Raw genomic sequence first — 24,895 nt, forward strand, 5'->3', positions numbered from 1 at the left:
ATCCTGATGGACATGTCAGCCACCTTTGTCCGTCAATCCGCGGCATCGGGCGCGCCGCCGGGCGGCAGCAGGACGAGTTCTTCCAGATCCTGCGGCGTGATCGGATCTTCTTCCGGACCCAGCGTGTCCGATTCGGCCGGGATCGGCAGAGAGAGGCCGGAGGAGATCCGCCCGCTGATCAGGCCGGCCGCCTTGAGATCTTCCACCGCCGGCAGATCGCGCAGATCCTCCAGCCCGAAGTGATCGAGAAAATCGCGGGTGGTGCCGAAGGTGACGGGCCGGCCGGGCGTGCGCCTCCGGCCGCGAAAGCGCACCCAGCCCGCCTCCATCAGCACGTCGAGCGTACCCTTGGAGGTCTGCACGCCGCGCACCTCCTCGATCTCCGCGCGCGTCACCGGCTGGTGATACGCGATGATCGCCAGCACCTCCATGGCCGCGCGCGAGAGCTTGCGCGGCTCGGCCTGGCCGTCCGCCAGCACGCGCGCGAGATCGGCGGCCGTGCGGAAGGCGAAGCTTTGGCCGATCTGCACGAGATTGACACCCCGGTCGCGATACTGCGCCTTCAGCCGCGCCATGACGGCGCCGGCATCGATGCCAGCGGGCAGTCGCTCGGCGATATAGGCGAGCGAGACCGGCTCGGCGGCAGCAAAGACGATGGCTTCCGCCACGCGCTCGGCCTCGGCCGCCCCCGCCGCGTCGATATCAGCCGGAAGCGCCCTGCCCTTGGCCGCATCAGCCCTCATGCGCCGCCTCCATCCTGCGGATCTCTTCCTCGGAAAAGCGGCGGCGCCCGCCGCGCATCTCGATCGGCGCGAAGGCGCAGGACTGGCGCATGTCCATGCGCCCCTCCCGCACCAGTTCGAGCGAGGCGGCAAAGGCGCTGGCCAGTGCGGTGACGCGCGCCTGCGGCTCGGCGAGATAATCGAGAAGGAAGGCATCGAGCCGCGTCCAGCGCCCCGGGGCCTCCTGCAGCAGCCGGGCGAGCGTCAGCCGCGCCTCGGCCAGCGACCAGACCGCGCGGCGGGCAATGGTGACACGGGTTTCCGCCGGGCGCTGGCGCAGCCGCGCATAGGCCTCGACCAGATCGAACAGTGCGGCGTCGAAACGGCGTCCACCTTCCACGGGCGCATGCTCGGGCGCGCCGCGGGCAAAGACGTCGCGTCCCAGCCGGGGACGCTCGCCGAGCGCCTGCGCCAAGGTGCGCACCTCCTCCAGCCGCTGCAGCCGGCGCGCCAGCGCTTCGGCCATTTCCTCGCCGGAGGGCTCGTCATCCTGCTTCTTCGGCAGCGGCAGCAAGAGCCGGCTTTTCAGATAAGCAAGCCAGGCCGCCATCACCAGATAATCAGCCGCCAGTTCCAGGCGCAGATGCCGGGCGCGGGCGACGAAGGCGATATATTGCTCGGCCAGCGACAGCACGGAGAGCCGCGCCAGATCGACCCGCTGGTTGCGGGCCAGATGCAGCAGGAGGTCGAGCGGCCCTTCAAAGCCCGCGAGATCCACCACGAGCGCTTCCCCTTCACCTGGCAGAGCCTGCGCCGCCGCAGGTGCGGCCAAAGGCTGCTCCGGCGAGGCGTCGGCCTGCAGGCCTTCGGGCCATGCCTGTTCGTCATCCAGCATGGGACGGGTCCCCCGGAGAGGGGCAGAGGATGCGGCGCATCGCCATGGTGCGGCTCAAGCCAGGGCCAGAAGGCTGGCGAATTCCTCGCGCAACGCCGGCTCGTCGGCCGGCTCGGCCGGGCGGAACGCGGCGCGGGCCGCTGTCGCGCGTGCCAGCCCCTCGCCTGCGAGCGGCGGCACGACGGCTGCGACCGCCGTCATCTCCTCCATGATGCCATGGCAATGCAGCACCAGATCCAGCCCCGCACCGATGATATTGCGAGCCCGTGTCGCCATGTCGCCATCAAGCGCATTCATCGACACGTCGTCCGACATCAGCAGACCCTTGAAGCCGATATGGCCGCGAATGATCTCGTCCACGACCTTGCGCGAGGTGGTGGCCGGCCGCTCGGGATCGATCGCGGTGAAGACCATATGGGCCGACATGGCCATGGTCTCGTCCTTCATCGCCACGAAGGGCTTGAAGTCGGTCTCCTCCAGGAGCGCGCGGGGCGCATCGACGATCGGCAGCTTGTGATGGCTATCGACGAAGGCTCGGCCATGGCCGGGCATGTGCTTGATGACCGGCTGCACGCCGCCGGCCTTCAGGCCATCGGCGACGGCGCGGGCAACCGCGACCACGGTCTCGACATCGCGTCCATAGGCGCGGTTGCCGATCACGTCACTGCCGCCTTCGAGCGGCACGTCCAGAACCGGCAGGCAATCGATGTTGATGCCGAAGCGCTGCAGGTCATGGGCGATCAGCCGGCCATGCAGCCAAGCGGCGCGCAGCCCTTTTTCCGCATCCTGCCCATAGACGGCGCCCAGCGCCGCGCCATTCGGATAGGCCGGGACGATCGGCGGGCGGATGCGCTGCACGCGGCCGCCCTCCTGGTCGATCAGCACCGGCGCGGTCTCGTCGCCGATCGACTCGCGCAGGGACGCCACGAGATCGGCGATCTGCCCGGGCTCTGCGATGTTGCGCCCGAACAGGATGAAGCCCCAAGGGCGTTCGTCGGCGAAAAAGGCCTTTTCGTCGGCAGTGAGGCTCAGGCCCTTGCAGCCCGAAATGAAGGATTTTGATTCGCTCATGTGTGCGATCATAGGGCGCGTCCGGCGGCAAAGCGAAGGCACCGCACCCGGCATCGACGCTCTCAGGCGCGTTTTCACCGGATTTCCGGTGGATAACCGGTTCTTACGAGAGGCTGGAGCTGACAGCATGCAGCACCGCCGGCCCGTCGGCCGCGCGCCTCGCCTCCACCGGAAACGCGAAACGCCGCGAGAGCGATCTCGCGGCGTTGTCGATCGATCTGGCCCAGGCTCTCTGGCCCAGGCTATCGGGCTCAGCGCGTGACGAGGCAGGAGCCGCCGGCGGCCTTCAGCTTGTCGCAGAGCGCATTGGCATCGGCGCGGGAGCCGGCGGCGATGCGCACGCGGTAGTAGGTGCCCTTGCCGGCAATGTCCGCCTTGCGGATCTCGACGCTGCGGCCGCCGATGACGCTGGCGAATTTGCCGGACATCTTCTGATAGGACGCCTTGGCATCGGCCTCGCTCGGCAGCGAGGCGACCTGGATGACATAGTCGCCCGTGGAGGCCGAGGCCGGCGCGGCCGCAGGCGCGATGGCCGCCGTCTGCACGGGTGCGGCCGGCTGGGCGGCGGGCGTTACGGGCTTGGCGGCAGCGGCGGGCAGCTTTGCCACGGCGGGGGCCCTGGCCGACGTCGGCACAGGCACATGCGTGTCGACGGCAGCGACCTGCGTGGCCGCCTCGTCATGCAGACCCGCCAGGTTGGCGTTCGGCAATGCGCTCGTCATCTCGCCAGGCGCCGTGCGGCTGGTGCTCTGCGCCAGCGACGGGCGGATCGCGCCGGCGCCGGCATCGGCCGCCGGATCATCCGGCTCCTCGCGGGCGACCAGCGTTCCATCCGGCTTGACCACCATGGTGCGCACCTTGCGCGGCGGCAGGGCCGGCGCGTGATCGCTTGCGGCAGCGCCGGAAACCGCGCCGCCATCCTCAGCGACGAGACGCTCGGCCCCGTCATCGCCGACCATGTCGTTCTCGCCTTCCAGCGGCAGGCTTTCCGGCGTCAGCGTGCGCTGGACCACGTCCATCGGCTGTTCCTCGGAGGTGACAAGCTCATCCTGCCGCGGCGCCGCTTCGCTGCCGCCGGACACGCGGTCATAGACAGCCTTGTCCTGGTTCGGCACGGTCTTGCCGCCCTTTTCGACCGGCACCATCTTGCTCGGCGACTTGTCGGCCAGGATGATCTGCGGTTCGCCGCTGGCCATGCTGGTGGCTTTGCCGCCGAAGAGGCTGTAGGCGACGCCCGCGCCGGCCACCAGAACCACGACGGCAGCCGAGGCCAGCAGGACGAGACGGCGCGACGAACGGGGCTCCTCGATCTGGCTGACGGCATCTTCCGGGTAGAGCGGATCGAAGCCCTGGCGGCCATCGGCCTGGCGCTCGGCGAAGGTGCGGCGGAAGTCCTCTTCCATGGCGCGCTCGAAAGCCTCGTCGGCCATGCCGATCGGCACGACCGGCGCGCGGCCGAAGGGCTCGGCGCGCTGCGCGGACGGCGCTTCATGGCTGGCCGGGCGCGGCGCGGCGGCGCGCGGCGCCGGTTGGAACAGCTGGGCCATCTCCGCGTCGATATCGAGATCATAGTCGCTGGCATGGGCCATCGGCTTGACCGGCTCGTTCACCGGCAGCTGGGGCACGTCCAGCTCGGCGATCGGCGTCACCTGCTCCTCGGCTTCGGCAAGCAGGGCCGGATCGAAAGCGAACTCGTCCTCCTCGATCGCCTCGGGCTCCGGCATCACCTGAAGAGGCGGCATCACCGGCTGGGACGCCATCATCTGGCCCGGAACGGGCTGGACGGGATCGCGCTCGACCGGAATGGCAGGGGCCATCATCGCCTGAGCCGGCATCGCCTGAACCGGCGCGGGTGCCGCTGGCGGCTGCCGCACCGGCATGGCGACCTGCTGGACCGGCTGCGCCGGGCGCACCGGTGCCGGAGCGACGGGAGCGGGATGAACGGCAGCCTCGACGACCGGCGTCCGGGCAGGCGCCGGCGGCGCCACCACGGGCGCATCCGCCATCGGGGCGACAGCCGCCATGTCCAGGCTTTCGGCTTCCAGCCCCATGTCGAGATCCGACAGGTCGAAGGCGAAATCATCGAGATCGATCTCAGGCTCGGCATTGGCCTGCGGCGCGATGGGGGCCTGCGGCGCGACATGGGACTGCGGCACGACGGAGGCCTGCGGCGCAACCGGGACCTGCGGCGGCGCGACGGACGGCTGCGCAGCAGCGGCCACAGGGGGAACCGGTTCGCTCTGGCTGACGGGGCGGGCAAAGCTGCGCCCCCCGCCGGCCTGGCCGGCCATGGTCGGCGTGGCCCGGGTGAAATTCGGCGTGAAGGGATAGCTGCTCTTGCGCGCGACCGGCTCGGGCGCCGGCGCCTGGGCCGGTCGCTGGGCCACCGGCGGCACGGGGAAGCGCGCGACATCGGACAGGAGCGCATCCGCCGTCACCGGCTCGACGAAGGAGGGCACGGGCGCGAAGCCGGAGGGCGCAGCCGGTGCGGTCGCCTGCACGGCGGGGGCGCGCGGCGGCGCAACGGGCTCCGGCGCGACAGGCCGGGCTTCAACGGTGCGTGCTTCGACAGGGCGCGCCTCAACAGGCTCGAGATGCAGCGACTGGGTCAGCTCATCCGCCAGATCGAAATCGAGAGACGGTTCTGACACGGGCGCCATGACAGGCTCCACCCGATGGGCGACCGGCGCGATCGGCTCGGCGCGCGGGATGGGCGCGATCTCGGCCGCCTGAGGCAAAGGCTGCGGCATGACGCGGACGGGCTCGGCAACGGGCGCGGCCGCAGCCGGCGGGGCCATCGGCGGCTCGACGCGGACGGGCTGGACAGGCTGGGCCGCTACGGGCTGTGCCGGCATGACCGGCTCGACCACCGGCGCGGGCGCGGCGGCGTCCTCGAACATGCCGAGCTCGCGCAGGAGTTCGGCTTCCAGGTCGAAGGCAGGCTCGACCCGGACGCGCTCTTGCTGACGCTCCAGCTCGCGCAATTGGTGAACGGCAGGGCGGCTGTCATCGCCGACGATGCGGGCGAGCTCGGCCAACGGGTCGTCCTTCGCAAAGGAAGCAACGTTGCGGTCGTCGCTCAGCGCCAATTGTTTCTCTGCCATTCTCTCCACTCACGCTAATCAGACTCGGTCTGCCAGTGCATTGTGCGGAAATGGTGACTGCTTATCGCATTTCCTCGGGGGCATCCGTGCCTGTGATCGACAGGCCGGACTTGAGAACCGAGGCAACAGCGTGCACCAACCCTAGTCTGGCTATCGTCAATTCTCGGTTTTTATCGTTAACAAAACGTAAGCTCGTATTGTCCTTGCCCTTGTTCCAGTGCCCGTGGAAGGCGCTGGCGAGGTCGTAGAGGTAGAAGGCGATGCGGTGCGGCTCCTGTGCGAGCGCTGCCGCCTCGACGACGCGGGGATATTCCGCCAGTTTCGCTACCAGCTGCAACTCATTGGAATCGTTGAGCTGCGGCAGCGCCGCCACCATCTCCTCAACGGAGGGCGAGAAGCCCGGAAAGGCCTCGGCCGCCTGCCGGAAGACCGAGCGGCAGCGCGCATGCGCATATTGCACATAAAAGACCGGATTGTCCTTGGACTGCTCCGTCACCTTGGCAAAATCGAAGTCGAGAGGCTCCGAGGCCTTACGGTAGATCATCATGAAGCGGACGCTGTCGCGGCCGACCTCCTCGACCACGTCGCGCAGCGTGACGAAATCGCCCGAGCGCTTGGACATCTTCACCGGCTCGCCATCGCGGAAGAGCTTGACGAGCTGGGTCAAGAGCACGGTCAGCGTCACCGTGCCGCCGGAGACGGCGCGCGCCAGCGCCTCCAGCCGCTTGACGTAGCCGCCATGGTCGGCGCCCAGCACATAGATCATCTGCTCGAAGCCGCGGTCGTACTTGTTCTTGAAATAGGCGACGTCGGCGGCGAAATAGGTGAAGCTGCCGTCCGACTTCATCAGCGGCCGGTCGATATCGTCGCCTACCTCGGTGGAGCGGAACAGCGTCTGCTCGCGGTCTTCCCAATCCTCCGGCAGCTGCCCCTTCGGCGGCGGCAGCGCGCCCTTGTAGACATGGCCCTTGAAGGTGAGGTCGTTGATAGCCGACAGGATCGGGCCGCCATTGCCTTCATGCAGCGTGCGCTCGGAGAAGAACACGTCGTGATGGACATTGAGCGCGGCGAGATCGTCGCGGATCATCGCCATCATCGCGTCGATCGCCCTGTTCTTGACGATCGGCACCCATTCGCTTTCCGGCATGGCGGCAAGCCGCGCGCCGTATTCCTCAGCCAGCGCTTGGCCGACGGGCACGAGATAATCACCCGGATAGAGCCCCGGCGGGATCTCGCCAATCGTCTCGCCCAGCGCCTCGCGATAGCGCAGGAACACCGAGCGCGCGAGCACGTCGATCTGCGAGCCGGCATCGTTGATGTAATATTCCTTGGTCACCTGCCAGCCGGCATAGGCGAGCAGATTGGCCAGCGTGTCGCCCACCACCGCGCCCCGGCAATGGCCGACATGCATCGGGCCGGTCGGGTTGGCCGAGACATATTCGACATTGATCGGCTTGCCGCCGCCGATCCGGCTGCGGCCGAAATCCTCGCCCGCCAGGACGGCCGCCTTCAGCACCTTCTGCCAATAGGCCACGGACAGGCGGATATTGATGAAGCCGGGGCCGGCGACCGAGACCTCGGCCACGTCGGCATCGCGGCCCAGCGCCTCGGCGATCAGGCCGGCCAGCGCGCGCGGATTGGTGCCGAGCGGCTTGGCCAGCACCATCGCCGCATTGGTGGCGACATCGCCATGCGCCGCGTCGCGCGGTGCTTCGACCGTGACGCGCGACAGATCAACGCCACCGTCCTTCTCGCGAACGATATCAAGGGTTTCCAGAAGTTTTTTAATTCTGTCTTCAAAGTCGGTGAAGAGATTCATCAAGCCCATCCGCCGGCGCGCCGCGACGCATTGCCCGTCGGCGGCTGCCGGTCCATCACGTTTCCGGCCGCCCCTTGGCCGATGGGGACAAGGCGATGCGGCCGCTTTTCATTTGGCGGCATGCGCAAGCGCATGCCCCGTCGATCCTGAATATCGGCCGCGCGGGCGGCCCTGCCGGCTTCCTGCTTCGCCAGAGGGCGACAGATCAGGCCGCGGCCGTCGATAACCTTCGGCGAGAACGACGTAAGATTTCGCGCCGCCTGGCCCGTCCCGGGCCGGCCCCCGCATCGCATCCCGCCTGCATTTTTTGCCGGCGGGACACCCGTTTAGGGCGATGCTCTAACGCAAATCCGGGGTATGGTCAAACAAGCGGCGGTGAACGGAGACGGCATAGGTGTCGGTCATGCCGGCAAGGTAATCGCCGACATGGCGCGCCTTTGCGGGGATCTCCATGCCGGCGATCTGGTCCGCCCAGTAATGCTTCTCCATCTGCCCGGGATCGGCCATGAAGGCATGATAGAGATCGGTAACGATGTCGGCTGCGGCTGCCCGCACCCGCATCACATCCGGATGGCGGTAGATCCGCGTCATCAGCAGCCGCTTGATCTGGCGGTCCGTCTCCGCCATCGCCGGGGAGAAGGTGGCGACCGCCCGATCGGCAGCCCGCACGTCGGACGCGGTCTCGGGCCTCAGCTCGCGCAGCCGGCTCTGGGATACGGTGATGACATCCTCGACCATGGCGGTGATCTGCCGGCGCATGATCTCATGGGTGAAGCGCACTGGCTCGAGGTTTGGATAGCGCGCGCGCACCTCCGCCATCAGGCCCGCAAGGAAGGGAATGTCTTCCAGCATGTCGAAGGTGAGATAGCCCGAGCGCAGGCCGTCATCGATATCGTGGGTGTTGTAGGCGATGTCGTCGGCAATGGCGGCGACCTGGGCCTCCAGGCTGGCGAAGCTGCCGAGCTCCAGATCGTGCTGGGCGCAATAATCGGTGATCGGCTGGGGCACCGGGCCCTTCATACCCTGCCCGTCCGCGCCCACCAGAGGGCCATTGTGCTTGACCAGCCCCTCCAGGCTCTCCCAGGTCAGGTTCAGCCCGTCAAACTCGGCATAGCGCCGCTCGAGCTTGGTGACGATGCGCAGCGACTGGGCATTGTGGTCGAAGCCGCCATAGGGTTTCAGCACCTCGTGCAGCGCATCCTCGCCGGTATGGCCGAAGGGCGTGTGGCCGAAATCATGGACCAGCGCCACGCCTTCGGCCAGATCCTCGTCGATGCGCAGGGCGCGGGCGAGCGCGCGGGCGATCTGCGCCACCTCGATCGTGTGGGTCAGCCGGGTGCGGTAATGGTCGCCATCGGCAGCGATGAACACCTGGGTCTTGTGCTTGAGCCGGCGGAAGGCGGTGGTGTGGACGATGCGGTCGCGGTCGCGCTGGAAGTCGGAGCGCGTCAGGCTCGGCTGCTCGGGATAGAGGCGGCCACGCGTGCGCCAGGGATCGGATGCGTAGCGTGCGCGCTCCGCCGAGCCGAAACCCAAAGCCTGCCGGTCCAAAGTCAAACCCATAACGTCTCCCATTGACGACGATTTCATCGCTTCATACCTATAGGGCAGGCGCGGAAAAAGCCATGGGGCTCGCCCCCGCGCGGAAAGCCTCCTGCCTGTTTCGGCCCTGCGCCGCGCAAGGTTGAGGCTGTATTGAATATTTTTGATGACGTGCCCGTTCGCACCGCGCTTCCATGGTCGAAGCCGGACAGAGGCATGAGGATGTGAACCGCCATGACCGAAGCCAGCACCCAGGCCAGCATCACCCTTTCGGATTCCGCCGCGCGCCGGATCGACCAGATCCTGCGCAAGGAGCCGGACAAGACCGCCATGCGCGTTTCCGTCGAAGGCGGCGGCTGCTCCGGCTTCTCCTACAAGTTCGATCTGGTCGGCGACGCCACCGAGGACGACATCGTCCTCGAAAAGAACGGCGCCCGCGTCTTCATCGACAGCCTGTCGCTCGTCTATATGGAAGGCTCCGAGATCGACTTCGTCGACAATCTGCTCGGCCAGTCCTTTCAGATCAAGAATCCGAATGCGGTCGCAAGCTGCGGATGCGGAACGAGTTTTTCGATCTGATGTCCATTCGGTTTTAGAGCATCAGACTGAAAATCGCACGCAGTCCGATGCTCTAATTTTTTGTTTTTGCATCGGATTTTTCCGAAAACCGGTCCCCACTTTTCGGTCCGATGCTCTAGCGTTTCAAGCCCGCCGGCGCCTCCCGCCCGCGGGCTTTTTGCGATCAGAGATAAGGTGAACCCAGCCAGAAGATCCGGTTCAGGAGCCGGGTGGCGAAGGGCTTTTGCGAAAGCTGCTCCAGCGTGACGGGCAAGGCATCGGCGATCGCCTTGTCCACCCGCGCTTCCAGCGCCTGCGCCATCTCCCTGTCGAGGATCTCCAAATCGACCTCGAAGTTCAGGCGCAGCGAGCGCGGATCGAGATTGGAAGAGCCGGCATAGGCCCAGCGCCCGTCGATGGCGAGCAGCTTGGTATGGTTGAACGGCCCCTGCGCCCGCCAGACGCGGCAGCCGCCTTTCAGCACCTGATCGAACTGCGCCTGCATGGCCCTGTCGACAAGCTGCAGATTGTTGACGGCGGGAACAACGATATCGACCGTGACGCCGCGCAGCGCCGCAGTGACCAGGGCGCTGATCAGCTCGCGATCCGGCAGGAAATAGGGCGACATGATGCGAATCGAGCGCCGCGCCACCGAGAAGGCGCCGATCAGCATCTTGTGGTTCGACTCGTTCGCCTTGTCGGGGCCGGAGGGCACCACGCGCAGAATGGTCGGCGCATTGGGCACGGCTTCCCGCGGCAGCGTCAGGGTCCAGGCGGGACCTGCCAGCGTCTCGCCGCTGGAAAACAGCCAGTCTTCCGCCGCCACCTGAAACAGGCTGGCGACCACGGGGCCCGTAAGCTCGAAGTGGGTGTCGCGGGCCTGATCGTCACCGGAAAATTCGCGGGTGAAGCCGGCACGGATGTTCATGCCGCCGGTAAAGGCGGTTTCGCCATCGACGATCAGGATCTTGCGGTGGGTGCGCAGATTGGCATAGGGCAGCCGCAGCCCCATGACGATATTGCCGTTGAAGGTTTTGACGGTCACCCCGCCATCGCGCAGCGCCTGCACGATGCTTGGCACGGAATAGCGCGCCCCCACGGCGTCGATCAGTACCCGCACCTCCACGCCGCGCGCTAGTGCCGCCTTCAGCGCCTCGACGAAACGCAGGCCGACGGGGTCGCGGTCGAAAATATAGGTTTCCAGGAGAATGGAGCGCCGCGCCGCTGCGATCGCCGCCAGCATGCGCGCATAGGCGGCGTCGCCGCCATCGAGCAGCGTGATGCGGTTTCCGGCATGCAGCGCGTGGCGGCTGACGCGGTCGCCGAGCAGGGTCAGCGCGCCGAAGCGGTGGCCATAGGCGTCCTCGATCGCCGCGCGCTCCACCAGAAAGCCATCGAGCCCGTCAGCCCGGGCCCAGCGCATATTGTCGCGCAGCTGGCCGATGGAGGAACGGCGCATGCGGTTGATCCCCGCCACCGCATAGATCGCCGCGCCCAGCACCGGCGAGAGGATGATGATGCCGACCCAGCCAAGCGCCGCGCGCACCTCCTGCTTGGTCATGGTCGCGTGAACGGCGGCGGGCACACCGAGCACGACGGAAAGGACGGCAAGGACATGCGGCCAGTAGGTCTCGAACAAGAGGATCATGGGCGCTGATAATAGGGCGCGCCCGTGACAGCGCAATGCACGGCGCGTCTTGTGCATCGCAACCGTTGCGCCGCGCCCTGCCCCGAAACATTGCCGTAAGCGGACCCGGCCCGGCTCCCTCCGACCCGAGACACGCAAAAAGCGGCACTTTCCCCCGGGTTTTTTACCGCGCCTGCGCGAAAGCCCTGCGCAGGACGGCCGGCGCGGCTATAAGGACGGGAGCCGGCACGTTGCCGATCGTTCTGATGAACCGCGATCCGGCGGATGCCGGCGGGGTTTTGCGCATGCAAGGAGCCGCCGATGGAGATCGCCACCTGGAACATCAATGGCGTGCGCGCGCGCATCGAGACGCTGGTCGCCTGGCTGAAGGAGGCCGGGCCCGACATCGTCTGCCTTCAGGAAATCAAGACGGTGGATGAAGGCTTCCCCCGCGGCGAGATCGAGGCGCTCGGCTATCATGTCGCCACCCATGGGCAGAAGGGCTTCAACGGGGTCGCCATTCTCTCCAAGACGACGCCGGACGAGGTGACAAACGGCCTGGCCGGCGACCCGGAGGATCCGCAGTCACGCTTCCTCGAGGCGGTCTATTCCATCGAGGGCGGCGCCTTGCGCGTCTGCGCGCTCTATTTGCCGAACGGCAATCCTGTCGGCAGCGAGAAATATCCCTACAAGCTCGCCTGGATGGAGCGGCTGCATCGCTTCGCCGAGAGCCGGCTGGCGCTGGAGGAACCGCTGATCCTCGCCGGCGACTACAATGTCATCCCGCATGGCCATGATTGCTGGAACCCGGAGGTCTGGAAAGACGATGCCCTGTTCCTGCCGCAGACCCGCGCCGCCTTCCAGGCGCTGGAGGGCCTCGGCCTGACGGATGCCGTGCGTGCCACCTCCGACGCCACAGGGCTCTATACGTTCTGGGATTATCAGGCCGGGGCCTGGCCGAAGAATTACGGCATCCGCATCGATCATCTGATGCTGTCGCCAGAGGCCGCTGACCGACTTCTCGAGACGCGGATCGACAAGCATGTGCGCGGCTGGGAGAAACCGTCGGACCATGTCCCCGTCATCGGCCGTTTCGATTTTCGCTTTCGGGAGCGGTAGCTGCGGCGGGCCTTTGCGCCACCGTCGTCCCGGCCGCAACCTTGGCCTGCCGGGATAAGCCCTGACCACGACATCCTGATGCCGTCGCCCTCATGCGGAGCATAGCCTGACCGCCTGCCTCACGTCGGCGGCGGTCTCACTCCGGGTCGTTGTCCGAGGTCTGGATCGTCTGCGCCATAGCGATGGCCTGGCGACGATCGTTTTCGCCGGCCAGCGAGAAGGCCTGTTCCTGCATCTGCTGCAGCCAGGGCCGGTCCTTGGGCGAACATTTGTCGAGCGCGGCGGTCATATAGGCGAGCCCGCGCGCCGTCTGCCCTTCCTGGAAGATGACATTGCCGAACACGCCCATGGCACCGACATGCCCCTTCTTGCGGGCGCGGTTCAGCCATTTCTTGGCCTGCTGGACATTGGTGGTGCCGCTGTCGCCGTCAAGCAGCATGCGGGCGAGCTGGAACTGCGCCTCCGGCACGCCGAAGGTCGAAGCGGCCTGGAAATAGAGCTGGCGGGCCTGGTTGAGGTCGCGCTTGATCGGGGTTCCGGGAATGCCGCGGCGGTAGTAATTGGCAAGCGAGATCAGCGCATTGACGAAGTAGCCGGTGTCTTCGGAACCGGGCTCGACGCCCTTCTCGGCAATCTCGCTGTAGATCTTGAAGGCTTCGAGGTCGTTTTCGGCGACGCCGTCGCCATAGGCATACATATTGGCAAGCGCCCAGCGCGAGGCGGTATGGCCCTGCTCGGCGGCATAGCGATAGGCCTCGACCGCCTCGTCCTTGCGGCCGTTCTTGTAGGCCGAGAAGCCGAACTTGAACAAGGCGAAGGGGCCGGACTCCTTGGAGACCCCGGCATCGGGATCGAAGGCGTGAGCACGCTGAACCGGACCACAAACCGCCAGCGCCATACTCACCACCAGAAACGTCAACGACCTGTAGTCTTTTGCGACCATCGTACCCGTGTTCTTTCCTACACCCGCTGCCGCGGCGCCTGTCCGCCCGCGTCAACGTCCCCGCACGTGCCGTTCCGTCAAGCCGGATATCCGGCTCAAGGATCGTCCTCTCCTCTCGAAGAAGCTTATTGGCATCGCATTCCGGCGAGACTGGGGCTGTCTTTGGCGCTAAACCGCGCGCCGCCCTTCATCAACACCTTCACCATCTCACGCAACAGCTTGACCGACTTCGATCTTTTTCCAATCCGCCCGGATGCCCGAAAGCATCGTGTCCCCCGGCGGCTGGCTGTCCTTTTCACGGTCGATCCTGCATTCCCGCAAGATGACCGCCGTCGATCCTGACTGCGTGCTCTGTTTTTGTGGCGGGAAATGGACAAAATCCAGCGCGGAAAATCTGCTCTGGAGCTTAAGCGCGACGTGTTGCTGAATCATCACAAGCGCGCGGGCCAAAGCCGCATGGATTCACGCAAAATTAAGCCCGGCACGAGGGCCGGGCTTGTTCTTGGAAAGGTTTGGAAGGAGCGGTTCTGTTCAGAACCTGACCTTGACGGAGGTGGAGATGGCGCCGACGAAATCATTGTCGAAGGAGTATTTCACCTCATTGCCATAGACGCGGCCATTATATTCCTTGGCGCCGGACTCGCCGCTCGTCAGGATGCCGACGACACCGGCCAGACGGAACTCGACATTCTTGGTCGGCGTGTAGGAAACGCCGGTACCGAGCGTCCAGCTGTCGGTCTGCGAGAGAATGCCCGTCGAGGTGCCGCGGTCCCAGGTCAGCGAGACGGCGCCGGACCATTGTTCGTTGAACTTGTGGCCGATGCCGCCGGAGACGGTCCAGCCATCGCGGTAGAGCAGGTCAAGCGAGGTGATCTGCGTGGCAGGCGAGCAGCTCGGAACGCCCTTGACGCAGAACGGGATGGTCTGCAGCTGGCTCCAGTCGGTCCATTTGACCGAGCCGAAGGCCAGCCAGTCCGGGGCGATGCCGGTCTGCAGCTTCAGCTCCAGCGTGTCCGGCATTTTCTGGCTGCCATAGACGTCGAAGACGCGGCCATTGACCTGGCTGAGATCCAGCGTGCCGGTGATGTCCTTGAGGTTGACCTCGCTGTTATAGACGAGGCTCGCCCGCATGGCATATTCGGGGATCTCATAGGCCACGCCCGCGCGCCAGCCCCAGCCGTCGCCCTTCAGGTCTAGACGGCCGACGCCCGTTCCCGGCACCGCGAAATCCGGCGCGACGAGGCGCTCCTTGAAGCCCTCGACCTCCTGGTAGAAGGCGCCGCCGATCAGGCGGATCTGGCCCGGGCCCATCGCCCATTTATAGGAGCAGGTAGCGGCATAGTTGTCGCTGGTGACCTTGGTTTCGATATTGTCGTTCGCGCCCACCCAGTCGGCGCCTGGCTTGGAATGGATGCCCCAGGGCTGCGAATAATCGACCATGCAATCGACGCCTTCCCAGCCGGCCTTCAGGCCGACGCGCGGCACCCAATAATCCGGCGAGTCGGTGACGGAGGTCTTGCCGCCGCCGATGCCGTTCGAGCCGAGGCCGTTCAGCCGATTGGTGTCGACCGCATCCTTGTACTTGCGCTGCGGGCTGACATAGGTCGTGGTCGCCTCTGCGGCATAGGTGCCGGGGTCGAACAGCAGATCAATGTTGTATCCACCGCGCTCCAGTCCCCCGGCCTGCGCCCCCGTGGCCAGCATCATCGATACAAGCAACGTTCCAGTCAGTCTCGTCTTCATGCGTTCCAATCCTCCCACTGTGATGCCCGGTGCGACAGCAGCCCGAGATCCCTCCCGTCTCCCGGACTGCTGCTACAGGTCCGCCGCATCGAACTTGCCGTTGCAGCCTAAGCGCTGGAGAGGTTCATCATCAAGTCATTGACCCAGCTCGGTTTTTGACCGGAAGCTTCGATTTTTGACGTAACTTGGCTATCGCACTGCCGAAATCGGCGGCTGTATGGAATTCTGTTCCACGGGACTTGCCTCAGGCGTGATCCGGCGAAATGAAATTCCCAAAATTGCCACAGATGTCACATTGTCACCACATCTCGCATTTTTGCCTCAGCTTATGAATAACGGCGCGCCCAGCGCGCCGAAGCCGTCAGCGAGGGGTGCGACGGGGCGCCCTTCTCCCCATGAGGCTGCGCAGGCGCGTAGGGCGATTCCCCTGCGGGCGGACGCAAAAAGGCCGGCCGGAGCATCCCTCCGGCCGGCCTTTCCGCACTGTTTCGATGACATCCCTGCCTGACGATGCCCCGCCGCCGCCCGGGCGAAGGAGCAGAGGCGGCACAGGTGCCTCAGACCGCTTCCGCCAGCCGCGACAAGGCAAGCTTCAGCGAGGCGGCCTGCCCGTCGAGCTCGGCCAGACGCTCGCGCTCGGCCTCGACCACCTCAGGCTTGGCATTGGCCACGAATTTCTCGTTGGAGAGCTTGCCGAGGATGCGCTGACGCTCGGCCTCCACCTTGTCCAGCGCCTTTGTCAGCCGCGCGCTCTCGGCCTTGAGATCGATAAGGTTGCCGAGCGGCAGGCAGAAGATCGCCTCGCCGACGACCACCTGCGCGCTGCCGCGCGGCGCGGTCTCGGCCACGGCGATCGTCTCGATGCGCGCCAGCCGGCGGATCGCCGCATCGTGACGGGCGAGCCGTTCGGCGGTCAGCGCATTGGCGCCGATAACCACCAGCGGCGCCATGGCGGCCGGCGGCACGTTCATCTCGGAGCGCACCGAGCGAATGCCGGTGACCAGATCGATCAGCCAGTTGATCTCGTCGGCGGCATGGGCATTGGCAAAGCCCGCCTGCGGCCACGCGGCGTGGCACAGCAGCGTCTCGCGCTCGACACCCTCGCCGGCTGTCGCCGCCCACAGCTCCTCGGTCATGAAGGGCATGAAGGGATGCAGCAGCCGGTAAACGGCGTTGAGCACATAAGCGACGCAGGCCTGCGCCTCCTTCTTCGCCGCCTCGTCCTCGCCGGCAAAGACCGGCTTGAGGAGCTCCAGATACCAGTCGCAGAACTGGTTCCAGACGAAGCGGTAGAGGCTGCCCGCCGCCTCGTTGAACCGGTAGGTCTCCAGCGCCTCGGTCACCTCGGCCACCGTGCGCGACAGCTCGGTGAGGATCCACTGGTTGATGGTCAGCACGGCGCCTTCCGGCACGAAGGCCGGATCGCTGGCCACGCCGTTCATCTCGGCGAAGCGCGTGGCGTTCCACAGCTTGGTGCCGAAATTGCGGTAGCCGGCGATGCGGGCCGGGTCGAGCTTCACGTCGCGCCCTTGCGCCGCCATGATGGCCAGCGTGAAGCGCAGCGCATCCGCGCCATATTCGTCGATCAGGTCGAGCGGATTGATGACGTTGCCCTTGGACTTCGACATCTTCTGCCCGTTCTTGTCGCGCACCAGCGCGTGGACATAGACGGTGTGGAAGGGCTCGTAAGGGTTGCCGTCCTGGTCCTTCATGAAATGCAGGCCCATCATCATCATCCGGGCGACCCAGAAGAAGATGATATCGAAGCCGGTGACCAGAACGTCGGTCTGGTAGTAGCGGTCGAGCTCGCGCGTCTGGTCCGGCCAGCCGAGCGTGGAGAAAGGCCAGAGCGCGGAGGAGAACCAGGTGTCGAGCACGTCCTCGTCGCGGGTCAGGATCTCGCCGGGCTGGAAGTTCTCGAGCTTCTCCTGAACCCAGGCCTTCCACGGACCTTCATGGGCTAGGTAGTGCTGGACGGCGGCATCGAGTGCCTCTTCCTCGGTCTTCTCGACGAAGACCTGCCCATCCGGCCCGTACCAGGCCGGGATCTGGTGGCCCCACCAGAGCTGGCGGGAGACGCACCAGGGCTGGATGTTTTCCATCCACTCGAAATAGGTCTTTTCCCAGTTCTTGGGCACGAAATTCGTGCGGCCCTCACGCACGGAAGCGATGGCCGGCTCGGCCAGCGTCTTGGCATCGACGAACCACTGGTCGGTCAGCATCGGCTCGATGACCACATTGGAGCGGTCGCCGAAAGGCTGCATGATCTTCTTGTTCTCGACATAGGCAATGTCGTTGCCTTCGCCATCCTTGACCGTAACGGCCAGGCCCTCGGCATTGATCGCGGCGACGATGCGCTTGCGCGCCTCGTAGCGGTCGAGACCGCGATAGTCCTCCGGCACGAGATTGATTTCGTCGATCTCGGCCTCGCTCGGCAGGCGGCCGGAGCGGGCGATCTCCTGCGCCTGGGCGGCGTAAGTCGCGTAGTCCTCGCCATCGGCACGCATCTGCGCCTGGGTGTCCATCAGCCGGTAGAGCGGGATATTGTTGCGCTTGGCGACCTGATAGTCGTTGAAGTCATGCGCGCCGGTGATCTTGACCGCGCCGGAGCCGAAAGTCGGATCGGGATATTCGTCGGTGATGATCGGGATCAGGCGGCGATGCGCCTTCGGCCCGACCGGGATCTCGCAAAGCTTGCCGACGATCGGCTGGTAGCGCGCATCCGAGGGATGGACCGCCACCGCGCCATCGCCCAGCATGGTCTCCGGCCGGGTGGTGGCGATCGCGATATAGTCGCGCTCTTCCTGGAAGGTGACGTTGCCGTCCGCGTCCTTCTCGACATAGGTATAGGTCTCGCCGCCGGCCAGCGGATACTTGAAGTGCCACATATGGCCGTCGGTCTCGCGGTTCTCGACCTCGATGTCGGAGATGGCGGTCTCGAACTGCGGGTCCCAATTGACCAACCGCTTGCCGCGATAGATCAGGCCTTCCTTATAGAGCGTGACGAAGACCTCAAGCACGGCCTTGGACAGGCCCTCATCCATGGTGAAGCGCTCGCGCGACCAGTCACAGGACGCGCCCAGGCGCTTCAACTGGTTGAAGATCAGCCCGCCCGACTCGGCCTTCCACTCCCAGACCTTGTCGACGAAGGCCTCGCGGCCCATGGCGCGGCGGCCGGGCAGCTGGCGCTCCATCAGCTGGCGTTCGACCACCATCTGCGTGGCGATGCCGGCATGGTCCATGCCCGGCTGCCACAGAACGTCCTTGCCGCGCATGCGCTCGAAGCGCACGAGCACGTCCTGCAGCGTGTTGTTGAGCGCATGGCCCATATGCAGCGAGCCGGTGACGTTCGGCGGCGGGATCACGATGCAGAAGGGATCGGCACCCTCGCTTGCGCCCGCGCCGGCGCGAAACGCATTGTTGTCGTCCCAGAGCTTCGCGATGCGCGGTTCGACGGCGGCGGAATCATAGGTCTTGTCAAGCATTTCGAAGCCACGAGAAAGATTGGGGTTGAGGGCCTGATAAATCGGAACGTCGCCAGCCTGTCAACTCACGCCGGATCCGGCAGAGTGGCAAACGACGAAGGCCCGCACTTAAGCGGGCCTTCGGAATCCCCGATTTTCAGTCGAGATAGATCTGTGCTGTCGCCGCTTGCGGGAAGAGGCTGGCGGCAGAGGACGGCGTGCCCGTCAGCGGCGCGGGCCGCGGGCCACGCGCTCGATTTCCTCGCGCACCAGCCGCTCCACCAGCGTGGGAAGGTTGTCGTCCATCCATTCCTGCAGCATGGGGCGCAGCATGTCCTGGGCGATCTCGTCGAAGGAGCGGCGCGGCTTGCTGTCCACGGCAATGGCGAGCTGCTCGAAGGCATGGGCCACATGCGCTCCGACCACAGGCGAGATGATTCCGGCAACGCCGGTCAGCGGATGATCCTGCTCCTGTGCCTCGGCAGGCGCAGCCGGTTCGGCATGCGGTCCTGCCAGCTCCGTCGTCGCCGCCTCATGGGCGTCGAGCTCGGCCTCGAAGGCGTCGGCTGCGGCATGGAGCGCATCCTCCACCGGGTCGGCGGATGCCTCAGGCAGGTCCGTGACGATCTCGAAATCCTGCTCTTCCGCCTCAAAGCCTCCCGGCTCCAGGCCAATATGTGCCGGGCCGCTATGTGCCAGGTCCATGGGCGCCGGGGCCGGGCTAACGGAGATAGGCGCAGCAGGCGCAGGCTGGCCCACCCCGCGCAGGGGCTGCTGGCGCAGCGCCATGGCCTCGTCGAAGGGCAGATCCAGATCGCTGGAGCGCAGCGGCGCGGCGGCGGCCGGCTGTGCGAAAACCGAAGGCGCGGGCGCCGCGAAAACCGGCATCTCCACCGCGCGCGGCGGCTCGGCCGCTGGCGGGGCATCGAAATGCACAACGCGCGCCTGCTCGAAGCTGCGCGGGGCCGGCTCGACCGCCGGCGCGGCGCCGGCGCCGCGCTCGAAAGCGGCAAAGGCGCTGCCAGCGGAGGGCAGCGGGCGCGACGGCTCGAAGCCGGCGACAGGCACGACCGGAGAGGGCGGGGCAAAGCTGTTGGCGACGGGCGCGACCTGCGGCGCGGGGGAAGGAGCCGCGGCTGCGGCCGGGCGGGCGGCGGTATCGGCGGCACCCTCGATGCGCGCGGCAACGCTGCGCTCGGAGGCGGCGCGCACCCGCGCGGCGACATCTGCCAGCGACAGCGGCGGATTGGCGATGGCGGCCGCACCGGTATGTTGAGCGGCTTGCGGCAGGCTGGGCGCCGAGGGACGCGCCGGAGCCTCATAGGCATCCTCGCCGAAAGCGGGAAGCCTGAGGTCGTCATCCACCGTCAGATGCACCTCTTCCGCAGCGGCGGCACCATAGCGCGGCCCGGGATCGTTGGCCGGCTGGCCGGGACCGCCGATCTCGTTGCTCTCGATGATCCGGCGGATCGAAGCAAGAATTTCGTCCATGGACGGTTCACGCGCTACGTTGCCTTGTGCCATGTCGCTTTCCAGTATCCCAGCCTATTGAAATCCATCGCGCCGCTTCTGCGCGCGAAGCGGTTTGCGGCGAAATTATGCCAGTACGATCCGAGGGGAAACCGCTCGAATCAACCCTTGACGATCATGCACAGATTTGTTCGCGCCGTCATCACGGCCGCAGCGGGAACAGCAAGGCAATCGCCAGAGGTGGCGGGTTTGCCACGGTGGTCAAAACAGGGGATAGGCCGGAGCATCGGGCTCACACCCAGGATCGGTCAGAGCCCCCCAGCCTTTTGTTTTCAGGTGGGATTTCTTCGGGGAGCGGTTCCCGCCCTGCGGACCGACGCGCTATCGCGCGCTGTCGATGCTTGCGCCGAAGGCCTTGTTCTTCACGGCATTATAGTGCCGCTCGGCATCATATTCGGCCACGGGAAGACCCTGGCCCGCGACGGTGAGACGGCCGGTGGCCGCCAGCAGGGAATAGCTTGCGACCACGGCATTGCGCTGCGCGGCGGCCAGCGTCTCGCGCGCAGCCAGAACGGACTGCTGGGCATCGAGAACATCGATGGTGGTGCGCTGGCCGACCTTGCGCTCCTCGATCACGCCTGACAGCGCCCGGGTGGCAGCGGCGATGCGCTCGCGCGTTGCCAAGATCGTCGCCCGCGCGCCGTCGAGCTGGGCATAGGCCTGCATGATCGTCTGGCGCACCTCGGCGCGAATCGAATCGACCAGGATCGCCTGCTGGCCGGCCCGCTCCTTGGCCTGGCGGATCTGGCCATATTCGGCGCCGCCCTGATAGATCGGGATTTCGATGCGCGCGGTCACCGCGGCATTGGAGCTGTTGGGCACCTCGCCCGGCTGGTCGGTCAGGCTGCGGCTGATCGAGCCCTGCAGGGTCACGCCGGGCAGCATGGTGCCCTCGGCCTGCTTGACGCGGTAATCGGCGGCATCAACCCGGTGGAGTGCCGCGGCAATCGCCGGATGTTCCTTGATGCCGGTCGCCACGGCCAGATCCAGCGTTCGGGGGAGGTTGCGCACGGCCGGCTTGGCCTGCTTGATGCCGCTTGCCGGGCTGCCGACGATCTGCAGATAGGTGGCCTCGCTCTGGCGGAGCTGGGCAATGGCGGCGGCGAGAAGCGCCTTGGCCTCGGCCGCCTGCGTTTCCGCCTGGTTGACGTCGGTCAGCGTGCCCTCGCCTAGGCGCTGGCGGCTGCCGGCGGCATCCACCTGCTGGCGCAGGAACGACAGGTTCTGCTTGCGGATGGCGACTACGTCTTGGTCGCGCGCGACATTGGCGAAAGCTTCGGCGGCCGACAGCAGGGTCGAGATCTCGTTGGCGCGCATGCTCTCGCGCTCGGCAAAGGCCGAAGCCTCGGCCACGCGCACGCTGTTCAGCGTCTGAAATCCGTCAAAGACCTGCTGGGTGATGGTGATACCGGCCGAGCGGTTGGTGTAGTCGAGCGGCTTGGCGATCGAATTCGAATCGAAGCGTACGGCCGTCCCCGTGGCATTGGCGGAAATGCGCGGACGATAGCCCGATTTGGCGATCGGCACGCCCTCGTCCACGGCACGCAGGCTGGCGCGCGCGGCGTTCAGATCCGGATTGTTGGCATAGGCCTTGGCCATGGCGCCGGCGATCGTCTCGGCGAGGGAGGCGGAGGAAAGCCCCAGAACCAGAGCCAGCGCTATACCCGCTTTTGCGATCTGAATCGTGACGATGTGCTTCAGGGCGTTTTGCTTCATGGCGACTGCGGATCCGCAATGCCCTCTGCGAGAGGGCTTCGGTCGGCCGCCATACCAGCGAGTCCGACGGTTTCGTCAGCCCCGGCGCCATTGCGGGGCGGCTTTCGCGGCGGCCACATCATCTGCCAGCCACCCCTCCTTATTGCCTCAGCTTCCACCGGAGGGCAAGACCCGGACGGGAAGCCCTGAAGCGCCAGCGCCGCATCGGGCACCGGCGCGCGAGCCGCAGGGGCTCAGAATACGAATTCACGGGCCAGGCGGAAGCCCGGCAGCGGCTTGACGGCCGTGTTGAAGGCCGGGCTTTCGGACACGATCCCGCCTTCGCGCAGGAAGAGCTTCGCACGTGAGGCATTCCCGTAGCCGACCACGGCAACGAGACGGCCGCCATCCTTCAGCTGGGCGAAGATCGCGTCGGGAACGGTTTCGACGGCGCCATGCAGGAAGATCACCTCATAGGGCGCCCCGGCCGCATGACCGGCTTCCAGCGGGCCTTCCACCACCGTGACATTGTCATAGCCCAGCGCGGCCAGCGTCGTCCTGGCCTGCGCGGCCAGAGCGCCATCGCTTTCCAGCGCGACGACAGAGCCGCCGATGCGCGAGAGGATGGCTGCGCCATAGCCGCTATTGCTGCCGATTTCGAGAATGGCGTCGCCCGGCTCGATCGCCGCCAGCTGCACCAGCTTGGCGAGCGGCGAGGGCTCCATGACGTAGCGGCCACCATTGGCGGCGGAAACCTTCACATCCGTGTCGATATAGGCCAGCGCCTTCATCTCCTCGGGAACGAAGGCCTCGCGCGGCACCGTCAGAAAAGCGGAAAGCACCGGATGGGACGTGACATCCGTTGTCCGGACCTGGTTGTCGACCATTTTGATGCGTGCTGCTTCGAAATCCATCTCTGCCTCGTCCCCGTGGGCGTTCGCTGCCGGAGCGCTCATGCCCTCCTGCGGTCTCTACGCTCATATTGCGGCGCAGGCGGCGTTTCAAGCCGCGAATGTTGCGCGAGCGCTTCGCCGCGCATGTTTCGCATCATGCCGTGACCTCCCGCGAGGGGCAAGAGCCGCTGCAATCGGGGTCGCGAGGCCCGCGCGAGCACCCTGCCCCGCTCGCGTCTTTTATGAGGATCCTCTCCTAGGCCGCGGGATAATCTTGTGTTTCCAGGATTTCTGACCGAACTCATCCGGCCCAGCCACAGTCCTTCGCCTGCAGCGATCATGCGCAACGGTCCGTCCGCAGCAAAAAGCCGGCCGGCGGATCGGGTTCTTCGCCGCGTGGCAGTGCGATGCGGCAGGCGGGATAAGGCAGCGGCGCTCAGCGCGCCGGCATGCCCTCGAGACCGACAAGCGCGATGCGCTGATAGCCGGCGCGCTGGATCCTGTTCATCACATCCATGAGCGCCCCGTAATCAACGGATTTGTCGGCGCGCAGCAGCACGCGGGTCTCCCGGTTGCCGCCGGTCTGCGCCTGAAGGGCCGCGGCGAAGGCCTGCTCGCTGACGGTCTCATTGCCGATGGCGAGACTGCGGTCGGCCTTGAGCGTGACGAAGGCGGGCTTGTCGTCGCGCGGCGCCGGGCGCGCGGCCGATTGCGGCAGATCCACCTTCAGATCGACGGTGGCGAGCGGGGCCGCCACCATGAAGATGATCAGGAGCACCAGCATCACATCGATGAAGGGCGTGACGTTGATCTCGCTGTTTTCCGCAAGGTCGTCGCTGTTTTCATTGAGCTTGGCCGCCATGGTCAGTTGCCCCTGGCGGAAGAGAGGCCCCGCTCGCCCAGCGGGCGTTCGGCCGACAGGCGGCGGGCGAGACGCTGATCGAGATCGCGGCTGACAAGCCGCTCCACCGAGGCGGTGAGATCGGCGAGAATCGCCTTGTAGCCGCTGATCGAACGGGCGAAGTAGTTATAGATCACCACGGCGGGAATGGCGGCGATAAGGCCGATCGCGGTGGCCAGCAGCGCCTCGGCAATGCCAGGCGCGACCACGGCCAGATTGGTCGTCTGCGACTGGCTGATGCCGATGAACGAATTCATGATGCCCCAGACCGTGCCGAACAGGCCGACAAAGGGGGCGATCGAGCCGATCGTGGCGAGAATGCCGGTCCCGGCGGCCGCACGCTTGCCGGCCCCCGCTTCCACCCGGGCAAGCCGCGAGGCGACCCGCTCGCGCAGGCCGGCCGACGGCACGAGATCGATCACTGTTTCCGAGCGTGTCAGCTCCTCGCGCGCCTCAGCCACCATCTGCGCGCCGGGGCCGGCAAGGCCCGAACCATCGGCGAGATCGGACAGGCCGCGCGCGGCGGCGAGCCGTGCAAGCGCCTTGCGGGCCCGGCGCTTGGCGGCGGCGATTTCGGCCGTCTTGGCCACCAGGATCGCCCAGCTGGCGACCGAGGCCAGAGCCAGGCCGATCATCACACCCTTCACCACCCAGTCGGCCGCCAGGAACATGCCGAGCGGCGAGAGATCATGCGGCAGGGCGGGATCGCGCGCCTGTACCTCGCCCTGCGCGTCGAGAGATTGGGCGGAAGGCGTTGCGCCTTCCTGCGCGGAGAGATCCGGCGCAGGCGCATCAGGCTGGGCGGCCGGCGTGGCTGGCGCAGGCGTCGCCTGCCCTTCTAACGAACCCGGCGCGGACGGAGCGGATTGCGTCTGCGCGCAGACGGCAGCCGGGCCGGCGGCCAGCATCAGGCCGATGGCGGCGGCTGTGGCAGTCCGGGCGAGCCGGTTCGAGATCGAGAAGACCATGACGAGTTCTCCCTGCGACGCCCGCTTCGGCGCGGCGAATGTCATACGGTTTCCGGCCGATCGCTTCGCGAACCGGAAACAAGAACCAACGAAAATCTCTGGCAGGAAGGCCAGATTTTCGATGGAAGGCGTACGGTTTTCGGTCTGATCAACCGGAAACCGTATCAGTCCAGCGGGCTGATCTCGACCTTTGCCAACCGCTCGCAAAATCCCCGAGGGCCAACAATCAAAATCATGAGGATCACTGAATAAGCGAATGTTTTCCATTGGAATTTTCGAAATTGCCGTTTGATCCCCAGAG

Annotated in this window: 17 protein-coding genes and 1 pseudogene; 2 read left to right on the top strand and 16 right to left on the bottom strand. The window is 66.3% G+C overall.

Going from position 1 to position 24,895, the window contains the following annotated elements; all coding sequences use genetic code 11:
- Positions 1-32 precede the first annotated feature (32 nt).
- From scpB to BJF92_RS11080, 6 genes are all read right to left on the bottom strand, one after another.
- Positions 33-743: an SMC-Scp complex subunit ScpB gene (gene scpB, locus BJF92_RS11050; RefSeq protein WP_075634807.1), complete on the bottom strand. Its 711-nt coding sequence runs from the start codon at positions 741-743 to the stop codon at positions 33-35.
- Positions 733-1,617, bottom strand: a complete 885-nt coding sequence (locus BJF92_RS11055) for a segregation and condensation protein A (RefSeq protein WP_075634808.1) — start codon at positions 1,615-1,617, stop codon at positions 733-735. The genes scpB and BJF92_RS11055 overlap by 11 nt, the downstream gene beginning before the upstream one ends.
- 54 nt (positions 1,618-1,671) lie before the next feature.
- Positions 1,672-2,688 carry a beta-N-acetylhexosaminidase gene (gene nagZ / locus BJF92_RS11060; RefSeq protein ID WP_075635020.1) on the bottom strand — a complete coding sequence of 339 codons (1,017 nt, stop codon included), beginning with the start codon at positions 2,686-2,688 and terminating at the stop codon, positions 1,672-1,674.
- Positions 2,689-2,939: 251 nt separating this feature from the next.
- A complete protein-coding gene (locus BJF92_RS11065; protein WP_075634809.1) occupies positions 2,940-5,792 on the bottom strand; it encodes an SPOR domain-containing protein in 2,853 nt (950 codons plus the stop codon).
- A gap of 61 nt (positions 5,793-5,853) precedes the next feature.
- Positions 5,854-7,611 (bottom strand): arginine--tRNA ligase, encoded by a 1,758-nt coding sequence (gene argS, locus BJF92_RS11070; RefSeq protein ID WP_075634810.1) that lies wholly within the window; start codon positions 7,609-7,611, stop codon positions 5,854-5,856.
- Positions 7,612-7,950: 339 nt separating this feature from the next.
- On the bottom strand, positions 7,951-9,168 hold the full coding sequence (locus BJF92_RS11080) for a deoxyguanosinetriphosphate triphosphohydrolase (protein WP_075635021.1): 1,218 nt from the start codon (positions 9,166-9,168) through the stop codon (positions 7,951-7,953).
- Between the two features lie 219 nt (positions 9,169-9,387).
- On the opposite strand from BJF92_RS11080, the gene erpA reads away from it, so the two are divergent.
- Entirely contained in the window at positions 9,388-9,732 is a 345-nt protein-coding gene (erpA, locus tag BJF92_RS11085; RefSeq protein ID WP_075634812.1) for an iron-sulfur cluster insertion protein ErpA, read from the top strand.
- Positions 9,733-9,895: 163 nt separating this feature from the next.
- Here erpA and BJF92_RS11090 read toward each other — a convergent pair whose 3' ends face one another.
- Entirely contained in the window at positions 9,896-11,359 is a 1,464-nt protein-coding gene (locus tag BJF92_RS11090) for a phospholipase D-like domain-containing protein (RefSeq protein WP_075634813.1), read from the bottom strand.
- Positions 11,360-11,659: 300 nt separating this feature from the next.
- Here BJF92_RS11090 and xth point away from each other — a divergent pair, with 300 nt between their 5' ends.
- Positions 11,660-12,457 carry an exodeoxyribonuclease III gene (gene xth, locus BJF92_RS11095; protein ID WP_075634814.1) on the top strand — a complete coding sequence of 266 codons (798 nt, stop codon included), beginning with the start codon at positions 11,660-11,662 and terminating at the stop codon, positions 12,455-12,457.
- A 136-nt stretch (positions 12,458-12,593) separates the two neighbouring features.
- Here the strand turns inward: xth and exoR are convergent, their stop codons facing one another.
- The 9 genes and pseudogenes from exoR to exbB all read right to left on the bottom strand — a co-directional run bounded on the left by exoR (position 12,594) and on the right by exbB (position 24,594).
- On the bottom strand, positions 12,594-13,400 hold the full coding sequence (exoR, locus tag BJF92_RS11100; protein WP_075634815.1) for an exopolysaccharide production regulator ExoR: 807 nt from the start codon (positions 13,398-13,400) through the stop codon (positions 12,594-12,596).
- 207 nt (positions 13,401-13,607) lie between these two features.
- Positions 13,608-13,832 (bottom strand): hypothetical protein, encoded by a 225-nt coding sequence (locus BJF92_RS11105; protein ID WP_143524000.1) that lies wholly within the window; start codon positions 13,830-13,832, stop codon positions 13,608-13,610.
- 99 nt (positions 13,833-13,931) lie between these two features.
- The gene (locus BJF92_RS11110) at positions 13,932-15,143 is read right to left on the bottom strand and encodes an OmpP1/FadL family transporter (protein ID WP_075634817.1); all 1,212 of its coding nucleotides are present in this window, start codon (positions 15,141-15,143) and stop codon (positions 13,932-13,934) included.
- Positions 15,144-15,700: 557 nt separating this feature from the next.
- Positions 15,701-18,628, bottom strand: a complete 2,928-nt coding sequence (locus BJF92_RS11115; RefSeq protein ID WP_075634818.1) for a valine--tRNA ligase — start codon at positions 18,626-18,628, stop codon at positions 15,701-15,703.
- A gap of 204 nt (positions 18,629-18,832) precedes the next feature.
- A pseudogene (locus BJF92_RS11120) lies at positions 18,833-19,045 on the bottom strand (PopZ family protein); the annotation flags it as partial.
- Positions 19,046-20,458: 1,413 nt separating this feature from the next.
- A complete protein-coding gene (locus tag BJF92_RS11125) occupies positions 20,459-21,853 on the bottom strand; it encodes a TolC family outer membrane protein (RefSeq protein WP_280938378.1) in 1,395 nt (464 codons plus the stop codon).
- Positions 21,854-22,086: 233 nt separating this feature from the next.
- A complete protein-coding gene (locus BJF92_RS11130; RefSeq protein WP_075635023.1) occupies positions 22,087-22,746 on the bottom strand; it encodes a protein-L-isoaspartate O-methyltransferase family protein in 660 nt (219 codons plus the stop codon).
- Positions 22,747-23,161: 415 nt separating this feature from the next.
- Positions 23,162-23,587, bottom strand: a complete 426-nt coding sequence (exbD, locus tag BJF92_RS11135; RefSeq protein WP_075634819.1) for a TonB system transport protein ExbD — start codon at positions 23,585-23,587, stop codon at positions 23,162-23,164.
- 2 nt (positions 23,588-23,589) lie between these two features.
- A complete protein-coding gene (exbB, locus tag BJF92_RS11140; protein ID WP_075635024.1) occupies positions 23,590-24,594 on the bottom strand; it encodes a tonB-system energizer ExbB in 1,005 nt (334 codons plus the stop codon).
- Positions 24,595-24,895 lie beyond the last annotated feature (301 nt).

The organism is Xaviernesmea rhizosphaerae, assembly GCF_001938945.1.
Lineage (GTDB): Bacteria > Pseudomonadota > Alphaproteobacteria > Rhizobiales > Rhizobiaceae > Xaviernesmea > Xaviernesmea rhizosphaerae.